Genomic DNA, 23,297 nt, shown 5'->3' on the forward strand with positions numbered 1-23,297 from the left:
CATGGTCAAGAACGTACTCGTTACTGGAGCAGGCGGTTATATCGGAAGCGTATTGGTTCCCAAATTGCTGAACAAAGGCTATCACGTAAAGGCGATCGATCGGTTTTTCTTCGGAACGGATAAACTTCCCCCTTCGCATGAGAATTTGACCGTCATTAAGGAAGATTGCAGAAAGCTGACGGAAGCTTATTTCGAAGACGTGGATGCCGTCATCGACTTGGTGGCGATCTCGAACGATCCGAGCGGAGAGCTGTTCAAGGAAGCCACTTATCAAATTAACCATGAGGCCAGGGTCAATTGCGCCAAGTTGGCGAAGAAATCCGGCGTTAGACGATATATTCTTCCTTCATCCTGCAGCATTTACGGGTTTCAAGATCAAGGGGTTATCGTGAGCGAGCAATCTCCGACCAATCCGCTGACGACCTATGCCAAAGCGAACGAGCAAGCCGAACGCGACATCCTTCCCCTTGCGGATGCCACCTTCACCGCCGTCGTGATCAGGCAGGCGACCGTATACGGTTATTCGCCGAGAATGCGGTTCGATCTGGCGATTAACGGGATGACGCTCGGAGCTTGGGAGAAAGGCGATATCCCGCTCATGAGGGACGGGTCGCAGTGGAGACCGATGGTGCACGTGCAAGATACGACCGACGTCATGTGCTTATTGTTGGAAGCCGAGGAATCGGACGTTAACGGCCAAATTTTCAATGTCGGCTCCGACCGGAACAACTATCAGTTGGGCCGATTAGCGGATGAAATCGCCGGGGCGCTTCCGATCGATGTGACGATCTCCTGGTACGGAGATCCCGACCATCGCTCTTACCGGGTCAACTTCGAGAAGATCGAGAAAACGCTCAATTGGAAGGCGAAATGGACGGCGGCGGACGGCGCGCTTGAAATCTACGACGCGCTGGCAACCGGCAAGCTCGTGAAGAACGAGCAAACGATCACGCTGGGCTGGTACCAGGAGCTGGCCAAGTGGCACAAGATCATTAAAGAATGCGAGCTGTACGGCGGTATTATTGCGGTCGTGTAAAGCCGGATCGGGTCAGCCGGATTTTTCTGGGTGGCCTATTTTTTTGCGGATTCATTGCGATTCCAGCCTGTTTTTACTTGAAAGGAGATTATTAATGAAACAAGTTTTTAGATTCTGTCTCGTCGTCCTTCTCGTCGTTTCGATCGTGCCCATGAATGTCCTAGCCGCACCAAACGAAGAGGGCGGGATAGGCGACTATGATCTCAATTTAATCGACAACGGCGCATTTGACGCGATTCCGGAGCTGCCGGGATCGATCGGAGCGTGGGATACATGGTTATCGGAGGATGAAACCGAAATTGCCGCGTCACCTGACCTTTCGACTAACACCGTGCTCAAAATTCACACGGACGATATTCCCGTCAAATGGGGAGTATCCGAAGCTCACCAATGGATCGACAACGTCGTGCCGGGGCAGCTTTTCAAATTTACTGCCGACGTATTCTTCGAATCCGCCGAAAATTCGTTAGTGACGATGCGGATCGATTTCTTCGATGACACGCTTGATAAGAGCAACCCGAATTTGGAAGAGGCCTATATTACTCATATATATAAGGATTTCTTCGAAGTAAACGATGGATTCGAAAAGGCGGAAATTACCGGAACCGTGCCGAAGGGAACTCGTTACGTCAAAGTCGAGTTTGATATTAAGGCGTACGAAGCGAACGCCAAAGGAACGGCGTATTTCGATAACGCATTATTGGTCTATCAATGGGCGCCGACGAATCTTAGAACGACGAACCGAACGGAGACTTCCATCACCATGGAATGGGACAAGCCTCTCTACGGCGACGGATATGCCTACGAGGTATACCGGTTGACGGAAGCCGGGGAAGTAGCGCTGGCAGAGACGGAGAATACCTCGTTCACTTGGACGGATGCGAATCCGCCGACGAGTCCGATCGACGCGGTCGCGGCATATTCGTTCTATGTGAAGGCGAAGCTGGACGCGGCTATTTCTTGGCCTAGCAACAAGCTCCGTGCCGCAACGCAGAAGCCCGCGAATGCGGTAACGATCATGCCGCTCGGCGACTCTCTTACGGAAGGATATACTTCTGGAGTCCCCAGCCCGGGCGGTTACCGGGGGGCGCTCTGGGAATTGCTCCAATCTAGTCACCCGAACGCGCTGTTCGTCGGTTCTCTGAGGGAGAATCCGTCGTCGGTCGCGAATTTCGATCCGGATCACGAAGGCCACCCCGGACATAGAGCGATTCAGATTGCCGAGTTGGTTGACAGTCAGATCGCAGCCTATGTCCCCGATTACGTGCTGCTCATGTCCGGGACGAACGATATGTGGGACAGCGACAACGAAGCGGCTTTCTACATGAAGGTAACGCTGGAGAATATAGCGGATAGTCTTCCGGACACGTACGTCATCGTGTCCTCCATCCCCGATATCTATTTGAACGACCCGCCGCTCCGGGCGCGCATCGTGCAATACAACAATGAGCTGGCCGAAACCGTAGCGGCTTTGAAGGCGGCAGGCAAGAAGATCGGTTTCATAGACATCAACGCCATGCTGAAGGAATCCTACTTCACTTATCCGGACAGCGACTATTTCCATCCTGACGCCAGCGGCTACAACGTCATGGCGGAGGTTTGGCACGACGCTCTCGATGCGGCCATCGACACGGGCGACGTCTCCGGAAGGTTCCCGTCGAATCCGGTATTGAACGATCCCGTGCTCATCGCAGACAACACGGCAATCCAATTGACATGGCAAGAAGCGTATGACAATGTCGGCGTTGACCGCTATAAGATCTTTATGAACGACGAGGAGAAAATGAGCGTTACCGGTTCTACCTACGGAATCGTATCGAACCTGGCGCCTTCGATGGTCTATTCCTTCTCCGTCGCGGCCGTTGACAAGGCCGGTAACGAGACCGTCAGCAACAAGGTGAGTATCGCGACGCCGGCCGTGTCCGACGACACTCCTCCAACGCCGCCATCGGATCTGAGAGAGACCGGCGTTTCGTATAATGGCGTCACGCTTTCATGGCTCCCAGGAACAGACGATGTCGGAATCGGCGAGTATATGATCAGATACGGCGGTTCCTCCGCCAGCGTCACCGATATCGTATACGGAACCGATAGAATGAAGGCCGAGGTTACCGGTTTATTACCGGAGACGCGTTACGACTTCGATGTGTTCTCCATCGATCTTTCCGGGAACGAATCGGAAACCAGCGCTGCAATCTCGGTTGAGACCTTGGCCGCGCCGCCGTCCGATCTGCGCGTCTCGGAGAAGACGACAACCAGCGCCACCTTGTCATGGAACGCGGCGACGGATAAGGATGGAGTCCTAGCATACCGGATATACAAAGACGGATCGCGCATTGCGGAGACGGATCAAACCTCCTTCGCCATCGAGGCGTTAACGCCGGGACAGACGTATAAGTTCGAAGTAACGGCAGTGGACAGGAACGATATCGAGACGCTTCGGTCAGCCGAACTAACCGTGCGGATGGAGCTTAGAGCCCCGATAGGCTTGGCCATGACCGCGAATACGGTTCATTCGATCGACATTCGGTGGTCGCCGGTAAGCGGAGCTTCCGGCTACGATGTGTACATGAACGGGACTCGGGTAGCGACGACGACCGAACCGACCTATCGCGCGGGAGGCTTGAAACCGGACACCTCGTATTCCTTTGCCGTCCAATCTCTATTCGGGGAAGGACTTACATCCGAGCTCAGCGTTACGGTCGAGATGAAAACCGAGAAATTACCGCCTGCGCCTATGTTCGGAGGAGGCGGAGGAGGCGGAGGAGCTCCTCTTGCCGATAGGAATACGAAATACGAAACGACGGATAAGGGCATTAAATTGACTCATTCGCCGAATGAATTGGAGTCGTTGAGGTCGTTGAACGGTTCGGATGCGCGGTGGGCGATCGACATTCCGTCCGGCAAACCCTTCGATTTGCTGGAGCTGAGGTTGGACGGCGTTCTGTTGAAGCTTGCCGCCGACAAGAAGAAGCCGGTTGTGGTTCGGATGGGCAGTCTAGTCCTGGAGCTTACGCCGGGTTGGCTGAATGTCGCGGACAAAGACAAAGTGACGTTCACGATCGTCAAGAAGTCTTTAGAAGGAAATCAAGCTTCCATCCGTCAAGCGCTGAGACCGTTATCGGATGCTTACGATTTCACGGTTCAACGTAACGGCGCGGAAGCGGCCGAATTTATCAAACCGGTCCGGCTAAGCCTATCGACCAAGGAGAAACCGGATTCGGATCTTACGGGAATTTATGTTTGGGACGATACGAACGGCGTATGGAACGATCTTGGCGGAACGGTCGATGCCGACGGGAACGTAGCGCTCGAACTGTCCCGCTTCTCGGAATATGCCGTCTTCGCCAAAGTGAAGACTTTCGCGGACATTGCGAATCATTGGGCAAGGAAGGAAATCGAATCGCTGGCGGCCAGACAGATCGTCAGCGGCGTGACGAGCGACCGATTCCATCCGTCGGGCGAAGTCACGAGAGCCGAGTTCGCGGCCATGCTCGCCCGGGCATTCCATCTTAAACCGCCTGCCGAAAGACCTCCTTTCGATGATCTGAAGGAAGGAAGCTGGTACTTTGACTCTATCTCTGCGGCATACGAAGCCGGATGGATTCAAGGAGTCGGCGGCGGACGGTTCGCTCCGGCCAACCGAATCACGCGCGAAGAGATGGCGGTCATGATATGGAAGGCGTACGCGTCCGCTAAAGCAGGGGCCGCCGGTCAGAACGATCCCGCCGGCAAGCTTCCGTTCGTCGATGCTGCCGAGATCAGCGAATGGGCGCTCGGGTCCGTAAGCAACGCAACCGCGCAAGGACTGATTTACGGGATGAACGGCAGCTTCAAGCCCGATCTATACGCCGATCGCGCGCAAGCGGCGGTCATGATTAGCCGGCTTCTCGATCAGACCGATAAGCGCTAATTCTTAGAAGAACGACAATGAAACGCACCTTATCCGATTGAAGGATAAGGTGCGTTTCAGTTCGTTCTATAGAAAGAATAATGGACCCACTTTCGTAACCAGAAGGACAGGAAGGGAAACCGAATCATTACGCTTCCCCAGAGGGCCATTCCTCGTCCGGCAGAGGCAATCCTGTTCGTGCCGACCCTCTTGGGCTTTCGTTCGATACTCCATAGTTTACCGACGATCCGATCGAATGCGACAGGATGGTCGGGGTACAGATTCGTGTCGCCTTTGCAAGTGTACGTTCTGCCGGACGGGCTTTCCGAGATGCCGACGAGCCGATGGCCGACCAAGTGTCCTTCTTGGTCGCAGAATAGGAGGATATCGCCCAGGATTAATTCCCGCTCATGAGCGGGGATGAAGAGACATTCGTCTTGAGGTCGAATGGTCGGGTACATGCTGTACCCGGCAGACGGGATAATAACCGAACCGCAAGACGACATCAGCTTCTTCGCAACGGTTAACGGGGGACTAGGCGACATTCTCGATCAGTCCGCATTGGACAAGCTGATCCGCGAAGACGAGAATGTCATTCTTGGCTTGCTCCTCGGAGATGCCGTATTCGCCGCACATCGCTTGCACCAGCGTCTCCAACGTATCGCCTGCCTGTATGCGGCTGTATATCCATCCGCCGACTTCATTCAACTTGGTGATCAAGTATTTTTCCGAGTCCAATACGACCCACTCGCCTTCCATCTCGACGGCTTCCATATGTTCAGCGCATTTCCACATTAAGAGATCCTCTCCCAGAACAGATCGTTTTTTTGGAATTTCAAGTTATAGGCGGCTACCTGCAGCGTCAGCGTACGGCACATGCCCAGCACTTTGCGCGTTTCCGCGGGGTCATGCGCCCAGTAGAAGATTTTGTCCATCAGCCGGAAAACCGTCTCCGCTTGCGAGATTCGGCTCCGTTCGATCTGCGGCGATTGCTCCAGAAGGTGAATGGCCGCCAAAGGCCGGCTTTCCTTCTCGTAATTCGTCGTAGAATCGCTTCGGAACGGCGAGTCGTAGGCGACGACCCGATCTGGTTCGATCTTGATCAACGTCGCTTCGTCCGACAGAACCTCTCTAGGCCGCGAGAGCATGGCGACCGTGGATTTACCGGCTCCGGACGGCCCGGCGAACAAGTAAGCCTTATTGCCGTTGACGACGCAAGAGGAGTGAATCAGCAAGCCCCAGCCGGAATGAACGATGAACGCGCTGTAGATGGTCATCAGGGCATGCTTAAGAGCCAGATCATCGTGGACTTGAAGCTCTACTTGCCGGTAATCGGGCAGCGACCGAATCATGAAGTCGTCCCGCGCATAGATCAGGACGCCGTCTTGCTGGCTGATATCGACGTGGTAATCTTCCAGGGGAACGCCGTATCCTTTGCGAATGTTCATGTACAGATCCGGCGTATTGCCGTCCCACTGCTCCCGGGGAATGACTTTGAATTGATCGTGTATCCAGCTATGTACGGATAAGTCATCCGTGTTAACGAGAACGTAATGATCGCCGATTTGGATTTTACTGATGTGCATAGTAAGCTCACTTTCCCTTTCGTTGATTGTACAAACAAGGGGCGCTGGTGCGCCCCTGCTTGCGGTTCTAATGGTAAATGATTAGTGATGAGGCCATCTAGGTCTGGATTGTCTCGTTTCGAAAGCGAATGGGCGTTGCTCGATAACGGCCGGAGCGGCATAAGCTTTTTTCATATGTATATTCACCTCCTTTCATAGAGTCTGGCGTATAAGCCGTTCTGACGAAGCAGTTCGTCGTGCGTGTCTTGCTCCGCGATCTTGCCTTGACTCATGACGATAATCCGATCGACGTCGCTAATGGCGGACAGACGATGAGTAATCATGATGACGGTCCGATTCTTCATGAGACGGGTCAAGGCCTCTTGGACCGCCGACTCCGATTCCGCATCCAAGGAAGACGTCGCTTCGTCGAGCAATAGAATCGGAGCGTTCTTCAGGATCGCGCGGGCGATCGTGATGCGTTGTCTTTGGCCGCCCGATAGATCGCCTCCGCGTTCGCCGATTGGCGTGTCGTAACGATCCGGTAACGCCATGATGAACGGGTGAGCGTTGGCGTCACGGGCAGCTTGCTCGATTTCCTCGTCGGTCGCGTCGGGACGTCCTCCCGCGATATTGTCGCGAATCGTCCCGGCGAACAGATACGGCTCCTGCGGAACGTAGGAAATATAGCTTCGCCATACATCCGGATCGGTGAAACCAAGGCGATGTCCGTCGAACTGGATGCTTCCCTCCGACGGATGCTGCAAGCCCGTCAGAAGCTGGAACAAGGTACTCTTCCCGGAGCCGTTCGGTCCGACGAGCGCAACCGTCTTTCCCGCGGGAATGAACAGGTCGATGCCGTTAATCGCCTTTTGGCCGCCTTCATAAGAGAAGGATAGTTGCTCGATGCGGATACCCTCCGTTAAAGAAGCGGACGGGAGGTACGCGGGCATATTCGTCCTGTCCGGCTTCGTGTCCAAGACGTTCCAAATCCGCTCCACCGACGCGAGCGAACGTTGAAGTCCGCCCCATTGCCTGGCAATGCCGGAGAAAGGATAGACGATATATTGCATGAGCGTTACGAAAGCGAACAACGATCCGATGGAGATTTGACCGATGGCGACCAAGTAGGCTCCGAGTCCGAGGCTGATAAAGAAGGAAGCCAACGACAACGTGCTCGAACCGGCTTGCAACCAGCCCATGAGCCTTGCTTCCTTGCGCTCCAACGTCAGTACATCGTTGGCGAATGCTTCATATTTCGCGGCAAGCCTCCGCTCCATGGCGAATACCCGCATCACGGTGAAGCCGGAAAATACGTCGTGGAGATACGCGTTAATTTTGCCGAATTGCGCTTGAAGGAGCTTGCCGTTATCCCGCACCAATTTGCCGTATATGCCGCCTATCAGGAGCGCAGCGGGCCCGATCAGCATGCAGACCAGAGCGAACTGCCAGTGAATGACGACCAAGTAGGCGAAAGCGGCGGCGGCGAGCAGCGGCATTCGGACCAAGTTCAGCAGATTCGATCCCAGCGCGCCTTCGACCCCGTTAATGTCCAACGTGAGCCGGGACACGAGCTCTCCGGAGTGGTGCGCCGAGAAGAAACGGGTCGGCAATCGAAGCATATGTCCGAACAACGTCGTCTTTAAGTCTCTCTTGATTCGGTTCACGGTCTCGGATTGCAATATCGCCTCGTAGAATTCCGCGATGAAGCTTAAGAAGACGATGCAAGCGCCTAGTACCATCAGCCAAGCGATTCGCCCGGCCTCTCCCGCGATCGCGGCATCCGCCGCCTGGCTCATGAACCATGTAAAGAACAGAGTCAGTCCGATATCGAACAAGAGCAGCGCGGCTAACGCCGAATAGATGCCGCGATATTGGATCACGTAGGGCAGCAGCCGAACGAACGGCTGTTTCATTTCGTCGAAGCCCAGGAACTTGCGGAGCCGGAATCCGATCGCCGCCGAGTTTCTTGCAATGCTGACGATGACGCGCATAGGCTAGCTCCCTTGCATGCCGCCGAATAATTTGCGGAGACGCTGTTTATATAGACGGTAGTAGACAAGAGCAAGCGAGCTTCGAGGTCCGCCGACGTCCACGCTATAGCGGGCGAGTTCCCGCGAAGGGAATATCAAGCGAACGATATAGCCTAGACGGAAGCGCCAATTATCCATCGCGGCCATAATGAATAGCGTCTTCTTGATGGAATGGAAGCGAGGAGGCGCGCGATGATCGGGATTCAGTACGTGATCCCGGGTCCAGAATCGGATTGTCGGCCGGAAAGTCAGCTTCATCTCCTCGTGCAGTTCGGGAAACAAGCCGTATACGACGGATAACGCCGCCCTGACCCGATTGCGCGTGCCATCCGCAAGCGCCTGCCGCCAGACCTCGTCCATATCGATTCGTTCGCGATGGCATCGCAGGAGTTGATAGATATCCAGCGCATGCTTCAGCGAATCCATCTGATGGCTGGCGCCGTGAAGACATAAGGAATAGAACGTATAGGTCGTTCCCAGCATCCGAACGTTCTCGTGGCCGGGAAGCCGTTCGGAGGTTTCCCATGCGGAATCCATCTTCATTCGGGAGGAACCGCCGGATGCCAAGCCCCAATGCAGCTCGACGGTTAAAGTCTCCGATGCGCCCTCCAGCGGTTTGCTCCATTCCAGGTGATAGTGGGTCGGGTCATGCTGATGCGCCGTCGAGTATCCCATCTTCACCGTACAGGCGATCGCTTCTTGTATTTGTTCGGGCTTGATCAGAAGATCGATATCCGAAGTGCCGCGGGCCGCGAAGTGACCGAAGAACCGTTCCGCCATCAACGTTCCCTTGAGCGGAATGACGGCTATGCCGTTACTGTCGAATTCGCGAAGCAGATGCTCCGTCTCCCGCTTAATGAGTAAATTCTGAATATATAGCGCTTGATAGTTCCGCGTAAGCCGATCCCGGACCGGCGGAGGGATTTGCGAAAGCCGCCCGCCGGACTTGAGAAGCGCGTAAACCTGAGCTCCAATCGCGGACCGCTCGATTACCGTCATCAACCCGGCATAATCTTTCTCCGAATACCCTAAGTCTATTTGAGGATCGTAAAGGGCTTGCAGAAAACGAACGAGCACGGCTTCCCAACTCCTAACAAGAACTTTCTACACACACTTTAAGATACAATTTGTATCATGTCAAGCGTTATCTGACACATTTTGTATATTTTTATTTTACATAGCCGCCCATCGAAAAGTGAAAACAAAACCCTTGACATGATACTATTTGTATCATAAATTAAGTTCATTAGATACATATCGTCGCTTTTAAAATGAAGATTAAGATTCGAAGGAGAGGTTCCTATGAAAGGGATTTTATTGGCCGGAGGAAGCGGAACGCGGTTATATCCTTTAACGAGAGCGGTATCGAAACAATTGTTGCCGGTGTACGATAAACCGATGATCTACTACCCGCTGTCCGTCTTGATGCTGGCGGGAATTCGCGACATTATGATTATCTCCACGCCGGAAGACACGCCGAGATTCAGAAGCTTGCTCGGAGACGGAGCGGATTTGGGCGTATCGTTCACCTATGCCGTTCAGCCTTCCCCAGACGGGGTCGCGCAGGCGTTCACGATCGCCGAATCGTTCATCGGCAACGACAATGTGGCGCTCATTCTGGGAGACAATTTGTTTTACGGCAACGGGCTTCAACAGATGCTGGACCGAGCGGTGCAGAGACCGCACGGCGCAACGATATTCGGCTATTTCGTGAACGATCCGGGCCGGTTCGGGGTAGTCGATTTCGACGACGGCGGGAAAGTGGTTTCTATTGAAGAGAAACCCGCGATTCCTAAGACCAACTATGCAGTGACGGGCTTGTACTTCTACGATAACCGCATCGTCGAAATCGCGAAGGGCATTAAACCTTCCGCTCGCGGCGAGCTCGAGATTACGGACGTAAACAAAGCCTATCTGGATTCCGGGGACCTGCACGTGGAAATATTGGGCAGAGGCTTCTCCTGGCTGGATTCCGGGACGCACGAGTCCTTGTTGGAGGCTTCGCAGTTTATCGAGACGATCGAGAAAAGGCAAAGCCTGAAGATCGCTTGTCTGGAGGAGATCGCCTATCAAAGGGGATATATCTCGAGGGAGCAATTGCTCAATTTGGCGGAACCGATGATGAAGAACGAATACGGGAAATACTTGGCGACGATCGCGAATTATCAAATGAAAAAGCTGCCGCTATCCGTTCCAGGCGGCATCAAGTGAATAGGCGCAAGGCTGTAACGCAAGAAGCAGGCGGGATGAGTCCCGACTGCTTCTTTTTCAACCTATCAGAGAGTGACCGTGAATACGGCCGCACGGCGACGGAGCGAATCCCACTCTCTCCGCCAACCGATAGAACCTGCGATCGTACATCTATTTCATAGAACCGGTAGGGTGTTAAATCAATAAATGCAAATGTGCAGGTGATAGCTAGCCGCGTGACTCCATTGAAGGTTTGCAGGACTAATACCTGCACCTTTGCAGGATGAAAGGTAAGACGAGCGATCTCGGGTAGTATTAAATGCAGAATTGCAGGTGTGCAGTCAGTTGGGGACAAAGCGTGCGACCCCCCGATGCTGCGACGGAAGTAGGAGGACAAAGCGTGCGACCCCCCGAAGTAGGGGACAAAGCGTGCGACCCCCCGATGCTGCGACGGAAGTAGGGTGGGCCGTCCATCCTGCTGCGCTCTGACGCACGCCGATCGCGCGCCGGGAGAGTCGCGGGAAAGGATTGGTGACGGCACTTTGGCGGTTGAGACGAGCACGCCCGACCGATCCGAGTAGGATCGGTTTTTTCATGCACAAGGATTCTAAACTCGGGGAGTGGGCAAAAATGATAAAATAAGCCTAACGCTTATCAACCGTTAGAGAGGACAACCGCATGATCGTCTGGGGTTTGCTTATCGCGCTGCTCATCTTCATCTTCCAAGCCGCCACGATTCTATTGCTTGAGTTCCGCAGGCCCTCGAACGCTACGGCGTGGCTGTTCATTCTGTTCCTTTTCCCCCTCGTCGGATTTATTCTGTACTACTTCCTTGCAACCGAATACCGAAGGAGAAGGAAGACGAAGAAGAGAGGAAGCCTCGACTGGCGCAGGAGAGAGCTGCTGCTCTCGCGCAGCGCGGTACTGAAATATCCGACGGCGCTGCCCGATCCGGTGTTCACGTTCCGGCAGCGTCTGTTCAGAGCGCTCGTGAAGAACGGCCAGCTGCCGATTACGGGCCGCAACAGGGCCGACATCTACAACAACGGACACGATACGTACGAGGCGATGCTGGCGGCGATCCGAGACGCCAAGCACCATGTCCATCTGGCCACCTATATTCTGCGCGACGACGATATCGGGCGGCTGTTCCAGCAGGCGCTTCTGGCCAAAGCTTGCGAAGGCGTCACGGTGCGCCTGCTCTATGACGGCATCGGATGCATTAAGCTGAACGACGGTTACATTCGGACTTTGCGGGAAGGCGGCGTGCGTTGCGCTTGCTTCTTCCCTTTGCGGCCTTCTTTTCTGAAAAGGCGAATGAACTACCGGAATCATCGGAAAATCCTGGTCGTGGACGGGCTGATCGGGTTCATCGGGGGCATCAACATCGGCGAGGAGTATGTCGGCAGGCACCCGCGTCTCGGCTATTGGCGGGATACGCACATGCGGCTGGAGGGAGATTCGGTCTATCGCCTGCAGGAAATTTTCCTGAAAGATTGGGAGATCGCGACGCGGGAAAATCCCGATCATCCCGGCTTCCTGCCCGAGCATGCGTGCGTGGCGGAGGAGCCGGTCCAGATCGTGCACTCGGGTCCGAGCCGGCACGGAGAAGCGATTCACGATTCCGTCTACGCGATCATGACGGCAGCCAGGCATCGCATATGGATCACGACGCCGTACTTCATTCCGAGCATGGCCGTGGCGATGGCGCTTCGCGACGCGGCGATGAACGGGCTTGACGTGCGTATCATCGTTCCTTACGTTCCGGATACTTGGCTTGTTCATCTGGCCACGCTTTCCTACGTGGAGACGATGCTGCAGCACGGCGTGCGCGTATGGCAATACCGCAAAGGCTTCATTCACGCCAAGACGATGATCGTGGACGAGATGGTCGGCGTCGTCGGTTCGGCGAACATGGACCTGCGCAGCTATTACAGCAACTTCGAAGTGAATGCGCATCTGTTCGGCCCGGATGCGATCAAGAGACTGGAGCAGGATTTCCTGCTCGATCTGACGGGGGCGTCCGAGATCGATCTGCGCGCGTTCATGAAGCGTCCGCGCAAGCAAAAGGCGAAAGAAGCGATGGCTCGCATTCTGTCGCCGTTGTTGTAAACCTATTTCGTCGGCAGGCCGGACAGGATCGGTCCGAGGCTTTGCCGGGGTGCGGCCGCCAGCAAATCTCCCTGGGCGTGAAGCCGTTCCACGACGTTGAGCAAATGAAAATCGGTCGGCTTCGCGTCCCGGCGGACTTCGTCCCAAGAGAGCGGGGTCGATACCGTCGCTCCGGGGCGGGCGCGCGGGGAGTAAGCGGCGGGAAGCGTGCGGCCGGCGAAGTGCTGGATGTAATCGAGATAGATAAGGTCTCCCCGGTCTTTCTTCATCCGTTCGACGGTGAACAGCTTCGGATGCTTGGCGACCAAATATTCGGATACGAACTTCCCGAACCGTCGAAGGTCGTCGAAGGTCGGACCACGTTCGATCGGCATGACGATCTGTACGCCCGTCGCCCCGGACGTCTTCGGGACGGCGGACAAACCGAGCGAGGCGAGCAGGTCGCCGACATAGGCGGTCGCTTCCATCAAGCGCGGCTCGACGTCCAGCGACGGATCGATGTCCAGCATCCAAGCGTTCGGCAACGGGGTGTCGATCTCGTCCGACGACACGTGGAATTCGAGGCTATACAGGCTTCCCATCCACAGCAGGGCGGGAATCGAATCGAGCACGACGTAGCGGATGTTGCCGTCTCTCGCGGTATGCACGAACTCCGGGGTCGGCTCCGGGCAGTTTTTCTGATAGAAGGAAGTTCCGTATATGCCCTCGGGGTAACGGATCGTCGTTAAGTAGCGGTTCTTCGTGTAGGGAAGAAGGAAAGGGCCGAGACTGGCCAGCCTTTCCACGTATCCGAGCTTCGTCAGCCCCGCTTCGGGCCAGATCAGCTTGTCCGGGTGAGACAACGAAAGCTCGAAATCCCCTAGCTTAATCCTCGTACGTTGCGCTGTCGCCATGCTCTATGCCGTACCCCCTCGCCATTAAGCTTGTCCGAACGTGCAAGTTGCCGGGTCCGTCTCGGTCTGCGCCTGGATGACCGGATGGCGGAGCGTTCGGTGCGACGTCCATTCCAAGTATTCTACCTTTACCGTCGTCCTCGGCTCCACCCACACTATCTCCTTGCTTCGCGACGGCGCGACAGCGAACGGGCATTGCTCGCTCGCTTCCGCCTTCATCCGATCGGTGATCGCTCTCCACTGCTGCTGCGTCCACTTTCCCGTGCCCGCGTTGCCGATGTACGTTAATCTCCCGGCTTCGTCATACAAGCCGAGCAACAGCGAATTCACGATCGTCCCGCGGAAAGTTACGCCGCCGACTACCGCGATCAGATCGCGGTAATGCTTGAACTTCTGCCAGCGCTTATCCTTGCCGCCGATCGCGTAGACGCTGTCCAAGTCTTTGGCGACGATCCCTTCGAGCCGATGCTCGCGGGTGACGGAGAGCAATCCGGCGATATCGGGAAAGTTCGTCACGAGCTGCACGTTGTCGTTCGGCCGAACGTAGCGCGTAAGCAGCCGTTGCCGCTCCGAGAGCGGCTCGCCCGCGACCGGACGGCCGTTCACGTACAGAATGTCGAACACCATATACGTCACCGCGGGCAGTCCGGCGAGCTTTCCGCTGCTCGTGCTGTCCCTTCGCATCACTTGCTGGAACGAGGGCTTGCCTTCCGCGAAGGCGACGATCTCGCCGTCGAGGATGACGGAATCGGCGGAGCAATAGGCGGACGCGTCAGCCAGCTCGGGATAACGGGCCGTGCGCTCGTGAAGCTTGCGATTGACGAGGCGCGTCCGCGCGCCGTCGTAGTAGGAGAGCATGCGCACGCCGTCCCACTTCAGTTGCGCGATCCACCGATCGCCCTCGGGCAACCGCTCGCCGGTGATCGGCTCGAAGGGCAGGACAGGCTGGAGCTGCATTACGGCGTGGGCTCTTTCTTGCGCGTGCGGGGAGCGCGCGGTTTAGGCGCGGCCGCGGCTTCTGCGCCGGCGGCTTTCGCTACGCGCGTGCCGCCTCCGCGGGTGCGGTTGCTCGCGGACGTCTTCGCTGCCGGGTCGGCGTCCGGCGTCGTTGCCGCGGTGTCAGGGGTTGCGTTGCCCGCTTTGGAAGCTTCGAGGCTCGCTTGCAGCGCCGCCATAAGGTCGATGACGTTCGTCCGTTCGGCAGCCGGGGCGGTGACGATATCGGTGCCTTCGCCGGCGATTTTGCGCTGGATGGCATCCATGAGGCCAACGCGGTAATCGTCGGTGTACTTATCGGGCTCGAACGGTGCGGAGAGCTGCTCGATGAGCATTTTCGCCATCGTAAGCTCTTTCTCGTTCACTTTCGGCTCTGCCGGCAAGTTCGGCACTTGCGCGAGCGCGCGGATTTCGTCGGGATAATGCATCGTCTCCATGCAGATGCAGTTGTCGACGGCGCGAATGGCCGCGAGGCTGCTCTTCGAACGAATCGCGACTTTAGCGATGCCGATCTTGCCCGATTGCCGCATCGCTTCGAGCAACAGGCTATACGCGCCGGCTCCGGCTTGATCGGGCGATAAGTAATAGGGCTTCTGAAAGTAGATCGGATCGATGTCGGTTAGATCGACGAAGTCCAGAATTTGAATCGTTCGGGTCGTCTCCGGCTTGATCGCCTCCAGCTCTTGATCGTCGAACAAGACGAAGCTGCCTTTCTCGTATTCGTAGCCTTTCGTGATGTCTTCCCACACGACTTCCTTATCGCAATGCTGACAAGTGCGGACGTTCGAGATCGGCGTTCCGCATTCTTTATGAATCATTCTCAGGTGGACGTCCTTGTCCTCCGTTGCGGTGAACATTTTGACGGGGACGTGAACCAGTCCGAAGCTGATCGCGCCCTTCCAGACGGTATGCATGGCGACAACTCCTCCCATTGTATTAGTAACAGGGTGCCCGTTTTGAATGAAAATCAACCGCTTAGGGAATATTGGTATCGATCTGACTATAGACAGAACCTAAAGGAGTTGGAGCACGATGGCCATGCCGACGGAGGATTCGCAGGGAGATTCGATCAACGAGGGTAAAGACGTATACGATATGGACATCGACCGGATGATCAACGAAGGGCTCGGCGGCGGCAACGTGACGCTTCATAACGGCCTGATTACCGAATCGACGACCGATTGGATCGAGAGGGACGAGCCATGAAGGCCGAGAGAGCGCGGGAAATATACGAATCGAGCGACGCGATCGCCGTCCAGTTGGACGGGGAGCAGTCCGTATGGATCGAGAACGTCGACGTCGCGAACGGCGTAGCCACCGTTCAAGTCGGCGCGAATCCGGTGAACACGCAAACCGTGAACGTCGATCGGCTCCAAGAGAAACCGCACTGAGGCTACGGGTATCGATACGAGGGCTTACTTTTGGTAAGCGGAATTAAATTGTGCTAAAATTTAAACAGTCATTTAATCCGCTTAAAATGAGGAGTGAGCCAACGATGTCGGATATCATCATTATCGGCGGAGGACCGGCGGGCGCTAGCGCCGCCATCTTTACCGCTAAAGCAGGCAAATCGACGCTTGTCATCGACAACGACATGAGCGTAACGAAACGCGCGTGGATAGCGAATCACTACGGTGCGCCGGAGCTCTCCGGACCGGATCTCGTCGAGATCGGCAAGCAACAGGCGATCAAGCACGGCGCCCAGTTCGTGTCCGCGAAAGCGACCAAGGTGAGCTCCGAAGGCGGCGTCGTGAAGGTCGAGACCGAAGGCGGCGATACGTACGAAGCGAAGCACGTCGTCATCGCGACCGGATTGTTCGTCGACGTCGCGGAAGCGAGCGGCATTCGCACGAAGCCGGGCACGGAGCCGCGCATCAAGACGATTCTCGAATGCACGCCGGAAGGGAAGACGAGCATGGACAACGTCTGGGTGGCGGGTACCGCCGCGGGCGTCAGCATGCACACGATCATTACGGCCGGAGACGGCGGGAAAGTCGCGTTCAACGTCATCAGCGAGCTGAACGGCGAGCGTTACGTGGACCACGATGTGTTGAAGGCATAAGCTAAAGTCGGTATGCAGCGGGTATCCTACACGGATATCCGCTGTATTTGCGTTCTTGGAATGGGGGACGGAGTAACTGTATCGAGTACCGTTGATGGGTTTCAGGGCTGCACTATAGTAGTTCTAATTGCACCACTTACATCTATTCGCTCCATTCTTCCGTCAACATGCTATTTTTAGCAATATGGAATGTACTCCGTGCATCTCATTTACTTTAACGGGAATGAATACGATTCAGGTACGGTATTTGGTACAGTTAAACCGTAAACGAAAAGCTGCCGCATTTCGCGACAGCTTTCGGACACGCATATGATCCCGTTAGCCGATAAATTCTTGCACCCATACGCCGTTGTAGTACGCGACGCCGATCGTCGTGAAGCCGGCGTTCAGGATGTTCGCGCGGTGGCCTGCGCTATTCATCCAGGCGTTCATGACCTCTTGCGGCGAACGCTGGCCTTTGGCGATATTCTCGCCTGCAGCGCGGTACGTGACGCCGTATTGCTTCATCATATCGAACGGAGATCCGTACGTCGGAGAAGTGTGGCTGAAGTAATTGTTGTTGTACATATCCTTGGCTTTGTCCAACGCGACGAGCTTCAGCGCGGGGTTGGTTACTTTAAGAGCAGGAAGCCCGGCTTTCGCGCGCTCTTGGTTCACGAGCGAGACGACTTGCGTCGCGTATTCGGACGTCGCGACCGTACCTTGGCTGGAAGAAGCCGGCGTAGTCGTTACCGGTTTCGTTGTTGTCGTCGTGGTCGGTTTCGCGGTCGTCGTCGGTTTAGTCGTAGTCGTAGTCGGCTTATTGTAATAGTACCCCGGGAAGTACTGCTTAAGGAACGCGTTCAGGTCGAAGCCGTAATTCACGGTTACTTTCTGCGTAACAGGCGCGGTATTCGAAGTCGCAGCCAATGCCCCGGCCGCCCCAATCGGCAAGGAAAGCGTTAATGCCATCGCGCCCAGCACCAGTGTTCTCTTCAAACCTTTGTTTGGTTGCTTATTCATGTATGTTTCCTCCTCATAGTCGCCAAAGGCTTGGAATGACCACAGTCTATCAGCTCTTCGCTAGAGGAGGCATCCCATAATAATTACCATTGCTAGATTCGTGCCGCGGAATGCCGCAGAGGCAGTGCGTTTGTGACGGTTAATAAATATTTCTTAATCTTTAGAGGTTGTTTCGCGCGGGAATGAACCACTTTTTGCATGTTCTATCCCGCCCCTTTATAATTAAGGACAAAATCACGTCGCAAAGGGGACTCCGCCGTGCCGCCATTTGACGAGTTCGGGCTCATCCGCGCTTGGACGGAAGGGCGCCAGGCCGAGCCTTTCCTCGCTTCGGCAGGCGTTACGGTCGGCATTGGAGACGATGCGGCCGTCGTGGCTGCCGATACCGGTACGGACTGGCTGCTCGCGGTCGATACGATGGTGGAACAGATTCATTTCAAGCCGGACACGATGGAGGACGCGGATATCGGTTACAAAGCGTTAGCTGCCAACGTTAGCGATATCGCGGCGATGGGCGGCGTGCCTAAGCATGCGCTCATATCCGTAAGCGTACCTCCGGGTTGGGATGCGGGACGCATGGAACGGTTGTACGAAGGGCTTTACGCTTGCGCGGATCAGTACGGAATCGCCGTCGTCGGCGGGGATACGACATCCTCGCCCGGGCATTTGGTGGTGGCCGTTACGTTAATCGGGTGCGTGGAAACCGGCACGGCGATCCGCCGAAGCGGGGCGCGGCCGGGTCAGTTCGTGTTCCTGACCGGCCCGACCGGACTGTCGGCAGGCGGCTTGCACGGCATGCTCGCCCAGGGAGACGCGGCGAAGGGTTCCGCGCGCGTGCCCGTGCCGCCGAAGCGGCTGACCGATGCGCACCGAAGGCCGCAGCCGTCGGTGAAGGCCGGCCGGTTGCTGCAGGGCTTCGCTTCGTCGCTGAATGACGTAAGCGACGGGCTGGCCAGCGAAGCGTGGGAGATCGCCGACGCGTCGGGCGCGAGACTCGTGCTTCGGGAGACGGAACTGCCGATTTCCGGCGAGCTTGCAGGGTATGCGGGACGATGCGGATGTTCGGCGCTGGATTGGATTCTATACGGCGGCGAGGATTACGTGCTGCTGGGAACGGCGGATCTCGAGCATGAGGCCGAGTTAAGACGCAAGTTCCGCGAAGAACGGCTTCCTTTCTTCGTGATCGGCTTCGTGGAAGAAGGAGCTTCCGGCGTCGAGCTGGAAATGTCGAACGGGAAACGCAAACCGTTGCTTAAGCGCGGGTATAATCATTTTGCGAAAGGATAAATCGGACATATGCAGCTGAACGAGAGAAGAGAGCATACGAAGCGGTATGTCCTTGAAGCTTCTTCGGAAGCGGACACGGTCGAGTTCGCGGACGCGTTGGCCGCGTTAGCCGTTCCGGGTACCGTGCTCGCGGTCGACGGCGACCTTGGCGCGGGCAAGACGCGGTTCGCGCAAGCTTTGGCGGCCGCGCTGGGAGTGCCGGGTATCGTCAACAGCCCTACTTTTACGATTATTAAAGAATACGAAGGCGACAAGCTGCCTTTATACCATATGGACGTCTATCGGCTGTCGCTGGCGGAAGCGGACGAGCTCGGATTGGACGAGTATTTTCACGGCAGGGGCGTATCGCTTGTCGAATGGGCGTCGATCATCGAACCGATCTTGCCCGAAGAGCGGCTGCATATCGAGCTGAGATCGACAGGACCGACTTCCCGGACGATACGGTGCACGCCGATCGGCGAGCGTTACGAGAAATGGTGCGAAGCGATCGCGTTACTGAAAGCCGAGGAGGAGCAAGCGAATGACTGATGTAAGGCAACCGACGACGGTGACGCTGCTGGCGCTCGATTCCTCGACCGCATCGATGTCCGTGGCGATCGTTCGAGACGGGCAAGTACTCGAATCGTTTACGACGTTCACGGAGCGCAACCATTCGGTACGCGTCGTGTCGGAGATCAAAGAGATACTGTCGCGCAACGGAATCCGGGGCGAAGAGCTGGACGGAATCGCAATCGGACAAGGACCGGGCTCTTATACGGGCGTGCGTATCGGAGTTACGGCGGCGAAGACGCTGGCATGGGCGTGGGGCAAACCGCTCATCGGGGTATCCAGCCTAGAGGCGCTTGCATACAGCGCTAGGCTAAAGACGGATTCGGGCGAGGCAGTTCGGCCGGAAGCGTGGATCGTCCCGCTTATGGATGCGCGCCGAGGTCAAGTGTACACGGCACGTTATGTGGCAGGTAAAGACGCGGAATGGCATCGGGCGAACGAGGACGGCATCCGATTGATCGCGGACTGGACCGTTCGTCTGAAGGAGCATGCGGAGATCGGTGCGGAGCAGGTCGAGGTGTGGCTCGTCGGGGATGTGGCGGCCCATGAGGCGGTCATTGCCGAAGCGCAGGCGTCGTTCGCCGGTTTTCGGACGTTGGCATGCGATTTGGACGCGGGAGCGCTCGGGCTGCTGGCGGAACGCCGATATCGGAGCGGACATCGGGACGACGTTCATGCGTTCGTGCCGAATTACACGCAATTGGCGGAAGCGGAAGCGAAGCTACTGTCCGCGTCGCGGGGAGAGTGACACGATGCGGGAAGTTGGCGGGGAACTCGTATTTCGCAGCATGACGCTAAGCGACGTCGGCACGATCGCCCGGATCGAGAGGGAGTCGTTCACCGCGCCGTGGTCGGAGGAAGCGTTCCGCAACGAACTGATGAACAATTTGTTCGCCAAATACATGGTCATGGAACGGGACGGCAGCATCCTCGGTTACGGCGGCATGTGGATGATCGTCGACGAGGCGCATGTCACGAACATTGCGGTTCGTGAGACGTATCGCGGCCAAGGGCTGGGCAAGAGACTCTTGCAGGAGCTCATGCGAACGGCTCAATGGCTCGGCGCGGTTCGTATGACGCTCGAAGTACGGGTAACGAACGAGATTGCCAAATCGCTGTATGAGCGCATGGGTTTCGTTGCTTCGGGCATTCGTCCGAATTATTATTCGGATAACATGGAGGACGCCCTGATCATGTGGGCCGAGCTCGCTCCGGAAGGCGCGAACGAGGAGACGGCATTCACCGCGGAAGGGGAAGACGGATGAGCTTGAACGACTATTACATCCTTGCAATAGAGACCAGTTGCGACGAGACGTCGGTGGCGGTCGTCCGCAACGGACGCGAAGTGTTGTCCAACGTCGTCTCCAGCCAGATCGACACGCATCGGCAATTCGGCGGCGTCGTTCCCGAGATCGCATCCCGGAAGCACGTGGAGAGCATGACGATCATCATCGAAGAGGCGATTTCCGTCGCGGGCATCGGCTTGTCCGATATCGACACGGTTGCCGTTACGCAAGGTCCGGGTCTTGTCGGGGCCTTGTTGGTAGGCGTCGTTGCGGGCAAAAGCTTGGCGATGGCGCTGGACGTACCGCTCATCGGGACGCATCATATCGCCGGACATATTTACGCTAACCATCTCGTCGGAGATATCGTATATCCTTCGTTGGCGCTCGTCGTGTCGGGCGGGCATACGGAAATCGTGCTGCTGGAGTCGGAAGGAAAGTTCCGCATTCTCGGGCGCACGCGGGACGACGCGGTCGGCGAAGCGTACGACAAAGTCGCACGGGCGCTGCAATTCCCGTATCCGGGCGGCCCTTACGTGGACAAGCTGGCGCAATCGGCGTCGGAGGAGATCGTGCTGCCGCGCTCCTGGTTGGAGCCGGATTCTTACGATTTCAGCTTCAGCGGCTTGAAATCCGCGGTGCTCGCGGAGATTAACCGCTCTCGGATGAAGGGCGAGTCGCCGGATTTCTCCGCGCTCGCGCGGGGGTTCCAGCAGTCCGTCATCGACGTCGTGACGACGAAGGCGATGAAGGCGGCGAGTGCTTACGGCGCGCAGCAAGTGCTGCTATGTGGCGGAGTCGCGGCGAATCGCGGGCTGCGCGAGCGGCTCGCCGGGCTGTGCGCGGAAGCGGGTCTGCCGCTGCTGATCCCGCCGCACTCCTTGTGCACGGACAATGCCGCCATGATCGCCGCCGCTGCGGATCTTAAGTGGCGACGCGGAGAGTTTTCCACCCTCGATTTGAAGGCGGAGCCCGTATTCTCGCTGGAGGAATGGTCGGTTAAGGACTGATGCGCGATGCATCGGTCTTTTTCTCTTTACAACGATATCCCCTTCCCTCAGGGGAGAGGCTGTGAGGAAATAAGCACATGTGGTGTCACTAAATTGCTCGCAGTGCGGGGTTTCGGCGAAATAAGCACACGAGGTGACACTAAATTGCTCGCGGTGCGGGGTTTCGGCGAAATAAGCACACGAGGTGACACTAAATTGCTCGCGATGCGGGGTTTCGGCGAAATAAGCACACGAGGTGACACTAAATTGCCAGCAGTGCGGGGTTTCGGCGAAATAAGCACACGAGGTGACACTAAATTGCCAGCAGTGCGGGGTTTCGGCGAAATAAGCACATGTGGAGTCTCTAAATTGCTCGCGGTGCGGGGTTTCGGCGAAATAAGCACACGAGGTGACACTAAATTGCTCGCGGTGCGGGGTTTCGGCGAAATAAGCACACGAGGTGACACTAAATTGCTCGCGGTGCGGGGTTCCGGCGAAATAAGCACACGAGGTGACACTATATTGCCAGCAGTGCGGGGTTTCGGCGAAATAAGCACATGTGGAGTCTCTAAATTGCTCGCGGTGCGGGGTTTCGGCGAAATAAGCACATGTGGAGTCTCTAAATTGCTCGCAGTGCGGGGTTTCGGCGAAATAAGCACACGAGGTGACACTAAATTGCCAGCAGTGCGGGGTTTCGGCGAAATAAGCACACGAGGTGACACTAAATTGCCAGCGGTGCGGGGTTTCGGCGAAATAAGAACACGAGGTGACACTATATTGCCAGCAGTGCGGGGTTTCGGCGAAATAAGCACATGTGGAGTCTCTAAATTGCCAGCAGTGCGGGGTTTCGGCGAAATAAGCACACGAGGTGACACTATATTGCCAGCAGTGCGGGGTTTCGGCGAAATAAGCACACGAGGTGACACTAAATTGCTCGCGGTGCGGGGTTTCGGCGAAATAAGCACACGAGGTGACACTAATTTGCCAGCGGTGAGGGGTTTCGGCGAAATAAGCACACGAGGTGACACTAATTTGCCAGCGGTGAGGGGTTTCGGCGAAATAAGCACACGAGGTGACACTAAATTGCTCGCGGTGCGGGGTTTCGGCGAAATAAGCACACGTGGTGTCACTAAATTGCCAGCGGTGCTGGATTTAGGCGGACAAAACTTTTTCCAAAAACAAGCGATTTCCGAATTGACAGACGATTTGTTGGTGAATATAATAAAAACCAATCCCGATACAGGGAGCATAACCTAAGTAAACGCGATGATCAGGATCAGTAGGGAATGCCCGGCATACAGAGAGCTGCGGGACGGTGCAACGCAGCGGAAGGGTACCTGAAGCTCGCCTGTGAGCGGATCGTTGGAACGGCGGAGCGCCATCGCTCCTAAGCGTACATCGATACGGC

General features: G+C 56.3%; 20 protein-coding genes, 1 pseudogene and 1 other annotated feature (1 of these 22 running past the window's edge). Of the genes and pseudogenes, 12 read left to right on the forward strand and 9 right to left on the reverse strand.

Going from position 1 to position 23,297, the window contains the following annotated elements; translation table 11 throughout:
- The first annotated feature begins 1 nt into the window (after position 1).
- A complete protein-coding gene (locus tag COHPA_RS0118400; RefSeq protein ID WP_027087619.1) occupies positions 2–1,036 on the forward strand; it encodes an NAD-dependent epimerase/dehydratase family protein in 1,035 nt (344 codons plus the stop codon).
- A gap of 94 nt (positions 1,037–1,130) precedes the next feature.
- Positions 1,131–4,949: a fibronectin type III domain-containing protein gene (locus COHPA_RS0118405; RefSeq protein WP_027087620.1), complete on the forward strand. Its 3,819-nt coding sequence runs from the start codon at positions 1,131–1,133 to the stop codon at positions 4,947–4,949.
- A 56-nt stretch (positions 4,950–5,005) separates the two neighbouring features.
- On the opposite strand, the gene COHPA_RS25680 is transcribed toward COHPA_RS0118405, so the two are convergent.
- The 5 genes from COHPA_RS25680 to COHPA_RS0118435 all read right to left on the reverse strand — a co-directional run bounded on the left by COHPA_RS25680 (position 5,006) and on the right by COHPA_RS0118435 (position 9,603).
- Positions 5,006–5,473: a S24/S26 family peptidase gene (locus tag COHPA_RS25680; RefSeq protein ID WP_156926698.1), complete on the reverse strand. Its 468-nt coding sequence runs from the start codon at positions 5,471–5,473 to the stop codon at positions 5,006–5,008.
- On the reverse strand, positions 5,463–5,723 hold the full coding sequence (locus COHPA_RS0118415) for a PqqD family protein (RefSeq protein WP_027087622.1): 261 nt from the start codon (positions 5,721–5,723) through the stop codon (positions 5,463–5,465). The genes COHPA_RS25680 and COHPA_RS0118415 overlap by 11 nt, the downstream gene beginning before the upstream one ends.
- Complete coding sequence (locus COHPA_RS0118420; RefSeq protein ID WP_027087623.1) at positions 5,723–6,514, reverse strand: hypothetical protein; 792 nt, start codon at positions 6,512–6,514, stop codon at positions 5,723–5,725. Before COHPA_RS0118420 ends, COHPA_RS0118415 begins: the two co-directional genes overlap by 1 nt.
- 182 nt (positions 6,515–6,696) lie before the next feature.
- Complete coding sequence (locus COHPA_RS0118430; RefSeq protein ID WP_027087624.1) at positions 6,697–8,487, reverse strand: ABC transporter ATP-binding protein; 1,791 nt, start codon at positions 8,485–8,487, stop codon at positions 6,697–6,699.
- A gap of 3 nt (positions 8,488–8,490) precedes the next feature.
- Positions 8,491–9,603 (reverse strand): nucleotidyltransferase family protein, encoded by a 1,113-nt coding sequence (locus COHPA_RS0118435; protein WP_027087625.1) that lies wholly within the window; start codon positions 9,601–9,603, stop codon positions 8,491–8,493.
- A gap of 225 nt (positions 9,604–9,828) precedes the next feature.
- Here COHPA_RS0118435 and rfbA point away from each other — a divergent pair, with 225 nt between their 5' ends.
- Complete coding sequence (rfbA, locus tag COHPA_RS0118440) at positions 9,829–10,737, forward strand: glucose-1-phosphate thymidylyltransferase RfbA (protein ID WP_027087626.1); 909 nt, start codon at positions 9,829–9,831, stop codon at positions 10,735–10,737.
- 657 nt (positions 10,738–11,394) lie between these two features.
- Entirely contained in the window at positions 11,395–12,828 is a 1,434-nt protein-coding gene (gene cls / locus COHPA_RS0118445; protein WP_027087627.1) for a cardiolipin synthase, read from the forward strand.
- A gap of 2 nt (positions 12,829–12,830) precedes the next feature.
- Here cls and ligD read toward each other — a convergent pair whose 3' ends face one another.
- Genes ligD through ku form a run of 3 tightly spaced genes read right to left on the reverse strand, consistent with a single transcriptional unit; the run spans position 12,831 to position 15,631 of the window.
- Complete coding sequence (ligD, locus tag COHPA_RS0118450) at positions 12,831–13,721, reverse strand: non-homologous end-joining DNA ligase (RefSeq protein WP_027087628.1); 891 nt, start codon at positions 13,719–13,721, stop codon at positions 12,831–12,833.
- Positions 13,722–13,745: 24 nt separating this feature from the next.
- Entirely contained in the window at positions 13,746–14,678 is a 933-nt protein-coding gene (locus COHPA_RS0118455; protein ID WP_027087629.1) for an ATP-dependent DNA ligase, read from the reverse strand.
- Complete coding sequence (ku, locus tag COHPA_RS0118460; protein WP_027087630.1) at positions 14,678–15,631, reverse strand: non-homologous end joining protein Ku; 954 nt, start codon at positions 15,629–15,631, stop codon at positions 14,678–14,680. Before ku ends, COHPA_RS0118455 begins: the two co-directional genes overlap by 1 nt.
- A gap of 118 nt (positions 15,632–15,749) precedes the next feature.
- Here ku and COHPA_RS25685 point away from each other — a divergent pair, with 118 nt between their 5' ends.
- The 3 genes from COHPA_RS25685 (at position 15,750) to COHPA_RS0118475 (ending at position 16,779) form a co-directional block, all read left to right on the forward strand.
- On the forward strand, positions 15,750–15,923 hold the full coding sequence (locus COHPA_RS25685) for a hypothetical protein (protein WP_156926699.1): 174 nt from the start codon (positions 15,750–15,752) through the stop codon (positions 15,921–15,923).
- The gene (locus COHPA_RS0118470; protein ID WP_027087631.1) at positions 15,920–16,108 is read left to right on the forward strand and encodes an H-type small acid-soluble spore protein; all 189 of its coding nucleotides are present in this window, start codon (positions 15,920–15,922) and stop codon (positions 16,106–16,108) included. The genes COHPA_RS25685 and COHPA_RS0118470 overlap by 4 nt, the downstream gene beginning before the upstream one ends.
- A 104-nt stretch (positions 16,109–16,212) precedes the next feature.
- Positions 16,213–16,779, forward strand: a complete 567-nt coding sequence (locus COHPA_RS0118475) for an FAD-dependent oxidoreductase (protein WP_027087632.1) — start codon at positions 16,213–16,215, stop codon at positions 16,777–16,779.
- 318 nt (positions 16,780–17,097) lie between these two features.
- On the opposite strand, the gene COHPA_RS0118480 is transcribed toward COHPA_RS0118475, so the two are convergent.
- Positions 17,098–17,781, reverse strand: coding sequence for a CAP domain-containing protein (locus tag COHPA_RS0118480; RefSeq protein WP_027087633.1), 684 nt, complete (start codon positions 17,779–17,781; stop codon positions 17,098–17,100).
- Positions 17,782–18,039: 258 nt separating this feature from the next.
- Between COHPA_RS0118480 and thiL the strand changes: the two are divergent.
- The 5 genes and pseudogenes from thiL to tsaD form a co-directional block, all read left to right on the forward strand.
- Positions 18,040–18,996 (forward strand): annotated as a pseudogene (gene thiL, locus COHPA_RS0118485) (thiamine-phosphate kinase); the annotation flags it as partial.
- Positions 18,997–19,077: 81 nt separating this feature from the next.
- Positions 19,078–19,596 (forward strand): tRNA (adenosine(37)-N6)-threonylcarbamoyltransferase complex ATPase subunit type 1 TsaE, encoded by a 519-nt coding sequence (gene tsaE, locus COHPA_RS0118490; protein ID WP_027087635.1) that lies wholly within the window; start codon positions 19,078–19,080, stop codon positions 19,594–19,596.
- The gene (gene tsaB / locus COHPA_RS0118495; RefSeq protein WP_027087636.1) at positions 19,589–20,365 is read left to right on the forward strand and encodes a tRNA (adenosine(37)-N6)-threonylcarbamoyltransferase complex dimerization subunit type 1 TsaB; all 777 of its coding nucleotides are present in this window, start codon (positions 19,589–19,591) and stop codon (positions 20,363–20,365) included. The genes tsaE and tsaB overlap by 8 nt, the downstream gene beginning before the upstream one ends.
- A gap of 4 nt (positions 20,366–20,369) precedes the next feature.
- Positions 20,370–20,882 carry a ribosomal protein S18-alanine N-acetyltransferase gene (rimI, locus tag COHPA_RS0118500; RefSeq protein WP_027087637.1) on the forward strand — a complete coding sequence of 171 codons (513 nt, stop codon included), beginning with the start codon at positions 20,370–20,372 and terminating at the stop codon, positions 20,880–20,882.
- Positions 20,879–21,910, forward strand: a complete 1,032-nt coding sequence (tsaD, locus tag COHPA_RS0118505) for a tRNA (adenosine(37)-N6)-threonylcarbamoyltransferase complex transferase subunit TsaD (protein ID WP_027087638.1) — start codon at positions 20,879–20,881, stop codon at positions 21,908–21,910. Before rimI ends, tsaD begins: the two co-directional genes overlap by 4 nt.
- 1,236 nt (positions 21,911–23,146) lie before the next feature.
- Positions 23,147–23,297 (forward strand) — a binding site (T-box leader); it runs 104 nt beyond the window's last position.

Source organism: Cohnella panacarvi Gsoil 349 (assembly GCF_000515335.1).
GTDB classification, from domain to species: domain Bacteria; phylum Bacillota; class Bacilli; order Paenibacillales; family Paenibacillaceae; genus Cohnella; species Cohnella panacarvi.

Coding starts and splice junctions, on each gene's coding strand:
- COHPA_RS0118400 (WP_027087619.1), top strand. CDS start 2: ATGGTCAAGAACGTACTCGTTACTGGAGCAGGCGGTTATATCGGAAGC.
- COHPA_RS0118405 (WP_027087620.1), top strand. CDS start 1,131: ATGAAACAAGTTTTTAGATTCTGTCTCGTCGTCCTTCTCGTCGTTTCG.
- COHPA_RS25680 (WP_156926698.1), bottom strand. CDS start 5,473: ATGTCGCCTAGTCCCCCGTTAACCGTTGCGAAGAAGCTGATGTCGTCT.
- COHPA_RS0118415 (WP_027087622.1), bottom strand. CDS start 5,723: ATGTGGAAATGCGCTGAACATATGGAAGCCGTCGAGATGGAAGGCGAG.
- COHPA_RS0118420 (WP_027087623.1), bottom strand. CDS start 6,514: ATGCACATCAGTAAAATCCAAATCGGCGATCATTACGTTCTCGTTAAC.
- COHPA_RS0118430 (WP_027087624.1), bottom strand. CDS start 8,487: ATGCGCGTCATCGTCAGCATTGCAAGAAACTCGGCGGCGATCGGATTC.
- rfbA (WP_027087626.1), top strand. CDS start 9,829: ATGAAAGGGATTTTATTGGCCGGAGGAAGCGGAACGCGGTTATATCCT.
- cls (WP_027087627.1), top strand. CDS start 11,395: ATGATCGTCTGGGGTTTGCTTATCGCGCTGCTCATCTTCATCTTCCAA.
- ligD (WP_027087628.1), bottom strand. CDS start 13,721: ATGGCGACAGCGCAACGTACGAGGATTAAGCTAGGGGATTTCGAGCTT.
- COHPA_RS0118455 (WP_027087629.1), bottom strand. CDS start 14,678: ATGCAGCTCCAGCCTGTCCTGCCCTTCGAGCCGATCACCGGCGAGCGG.
- ku (WP_027087630.1), bottom strand. CDS start 15,631: ATGCATACCGTCTGGAAGGGCGCGATCAGCTTCGGACTGGTTCACGTC.
- COHPA_RS25685 (WP_156926699.1), top strand. CDS start 15,750: ATGGCCATGCCGACGGAGGATTCGCAGGGAGATTCGATCAACGAGGGT.
- COHPA_RS0118470 (WP_027087631.1), top strand. CDS start 15,920: ATGAAGGCCGAGAGAGCGCGGGAAATATACGAATCGAGCGACGCGATC.
- COHPA_RS0118475 (WP_027087632.1), top strand. CDS start 16,213: ATGTCGGATATCATCATTATCGGCGGAGGACCGGCGGGCGCTAGCGCC.
- COHPA_RS0118480 (WP_027087633.1), bottom strand. CDS start 17,781: ATGAATAAGCAACCAAACAAAGGTTTGAAGAGAACACTGGTGCTGGGC.
- tsaE (WP_027087635.1), top strand. CDS start 19,078: ATGCAGCTGAACGAGAGAAGAGAGCATACGAAGCGGTATGTCCTTGAA.
- tsaB (WP_027087636.1), top strand. CDS start 19,589: ATGACTGATGTAAGGCAACCGACGACGGTGACGCTGCTGGCGCTCGAT.
- rimI (WP_027087637.1), top strand. CDS start 20,370: ATGCGGGAAGTTGGCGGGGAACTCGTATTTCGCAGCATGACGCTAAGC.
- tsaD (WP_027087638.1), top strand. CDS start 20,879: ATGAGCTTGAACGACTATTACATCCTTGCAATAGAGACCAGTTGCGAC.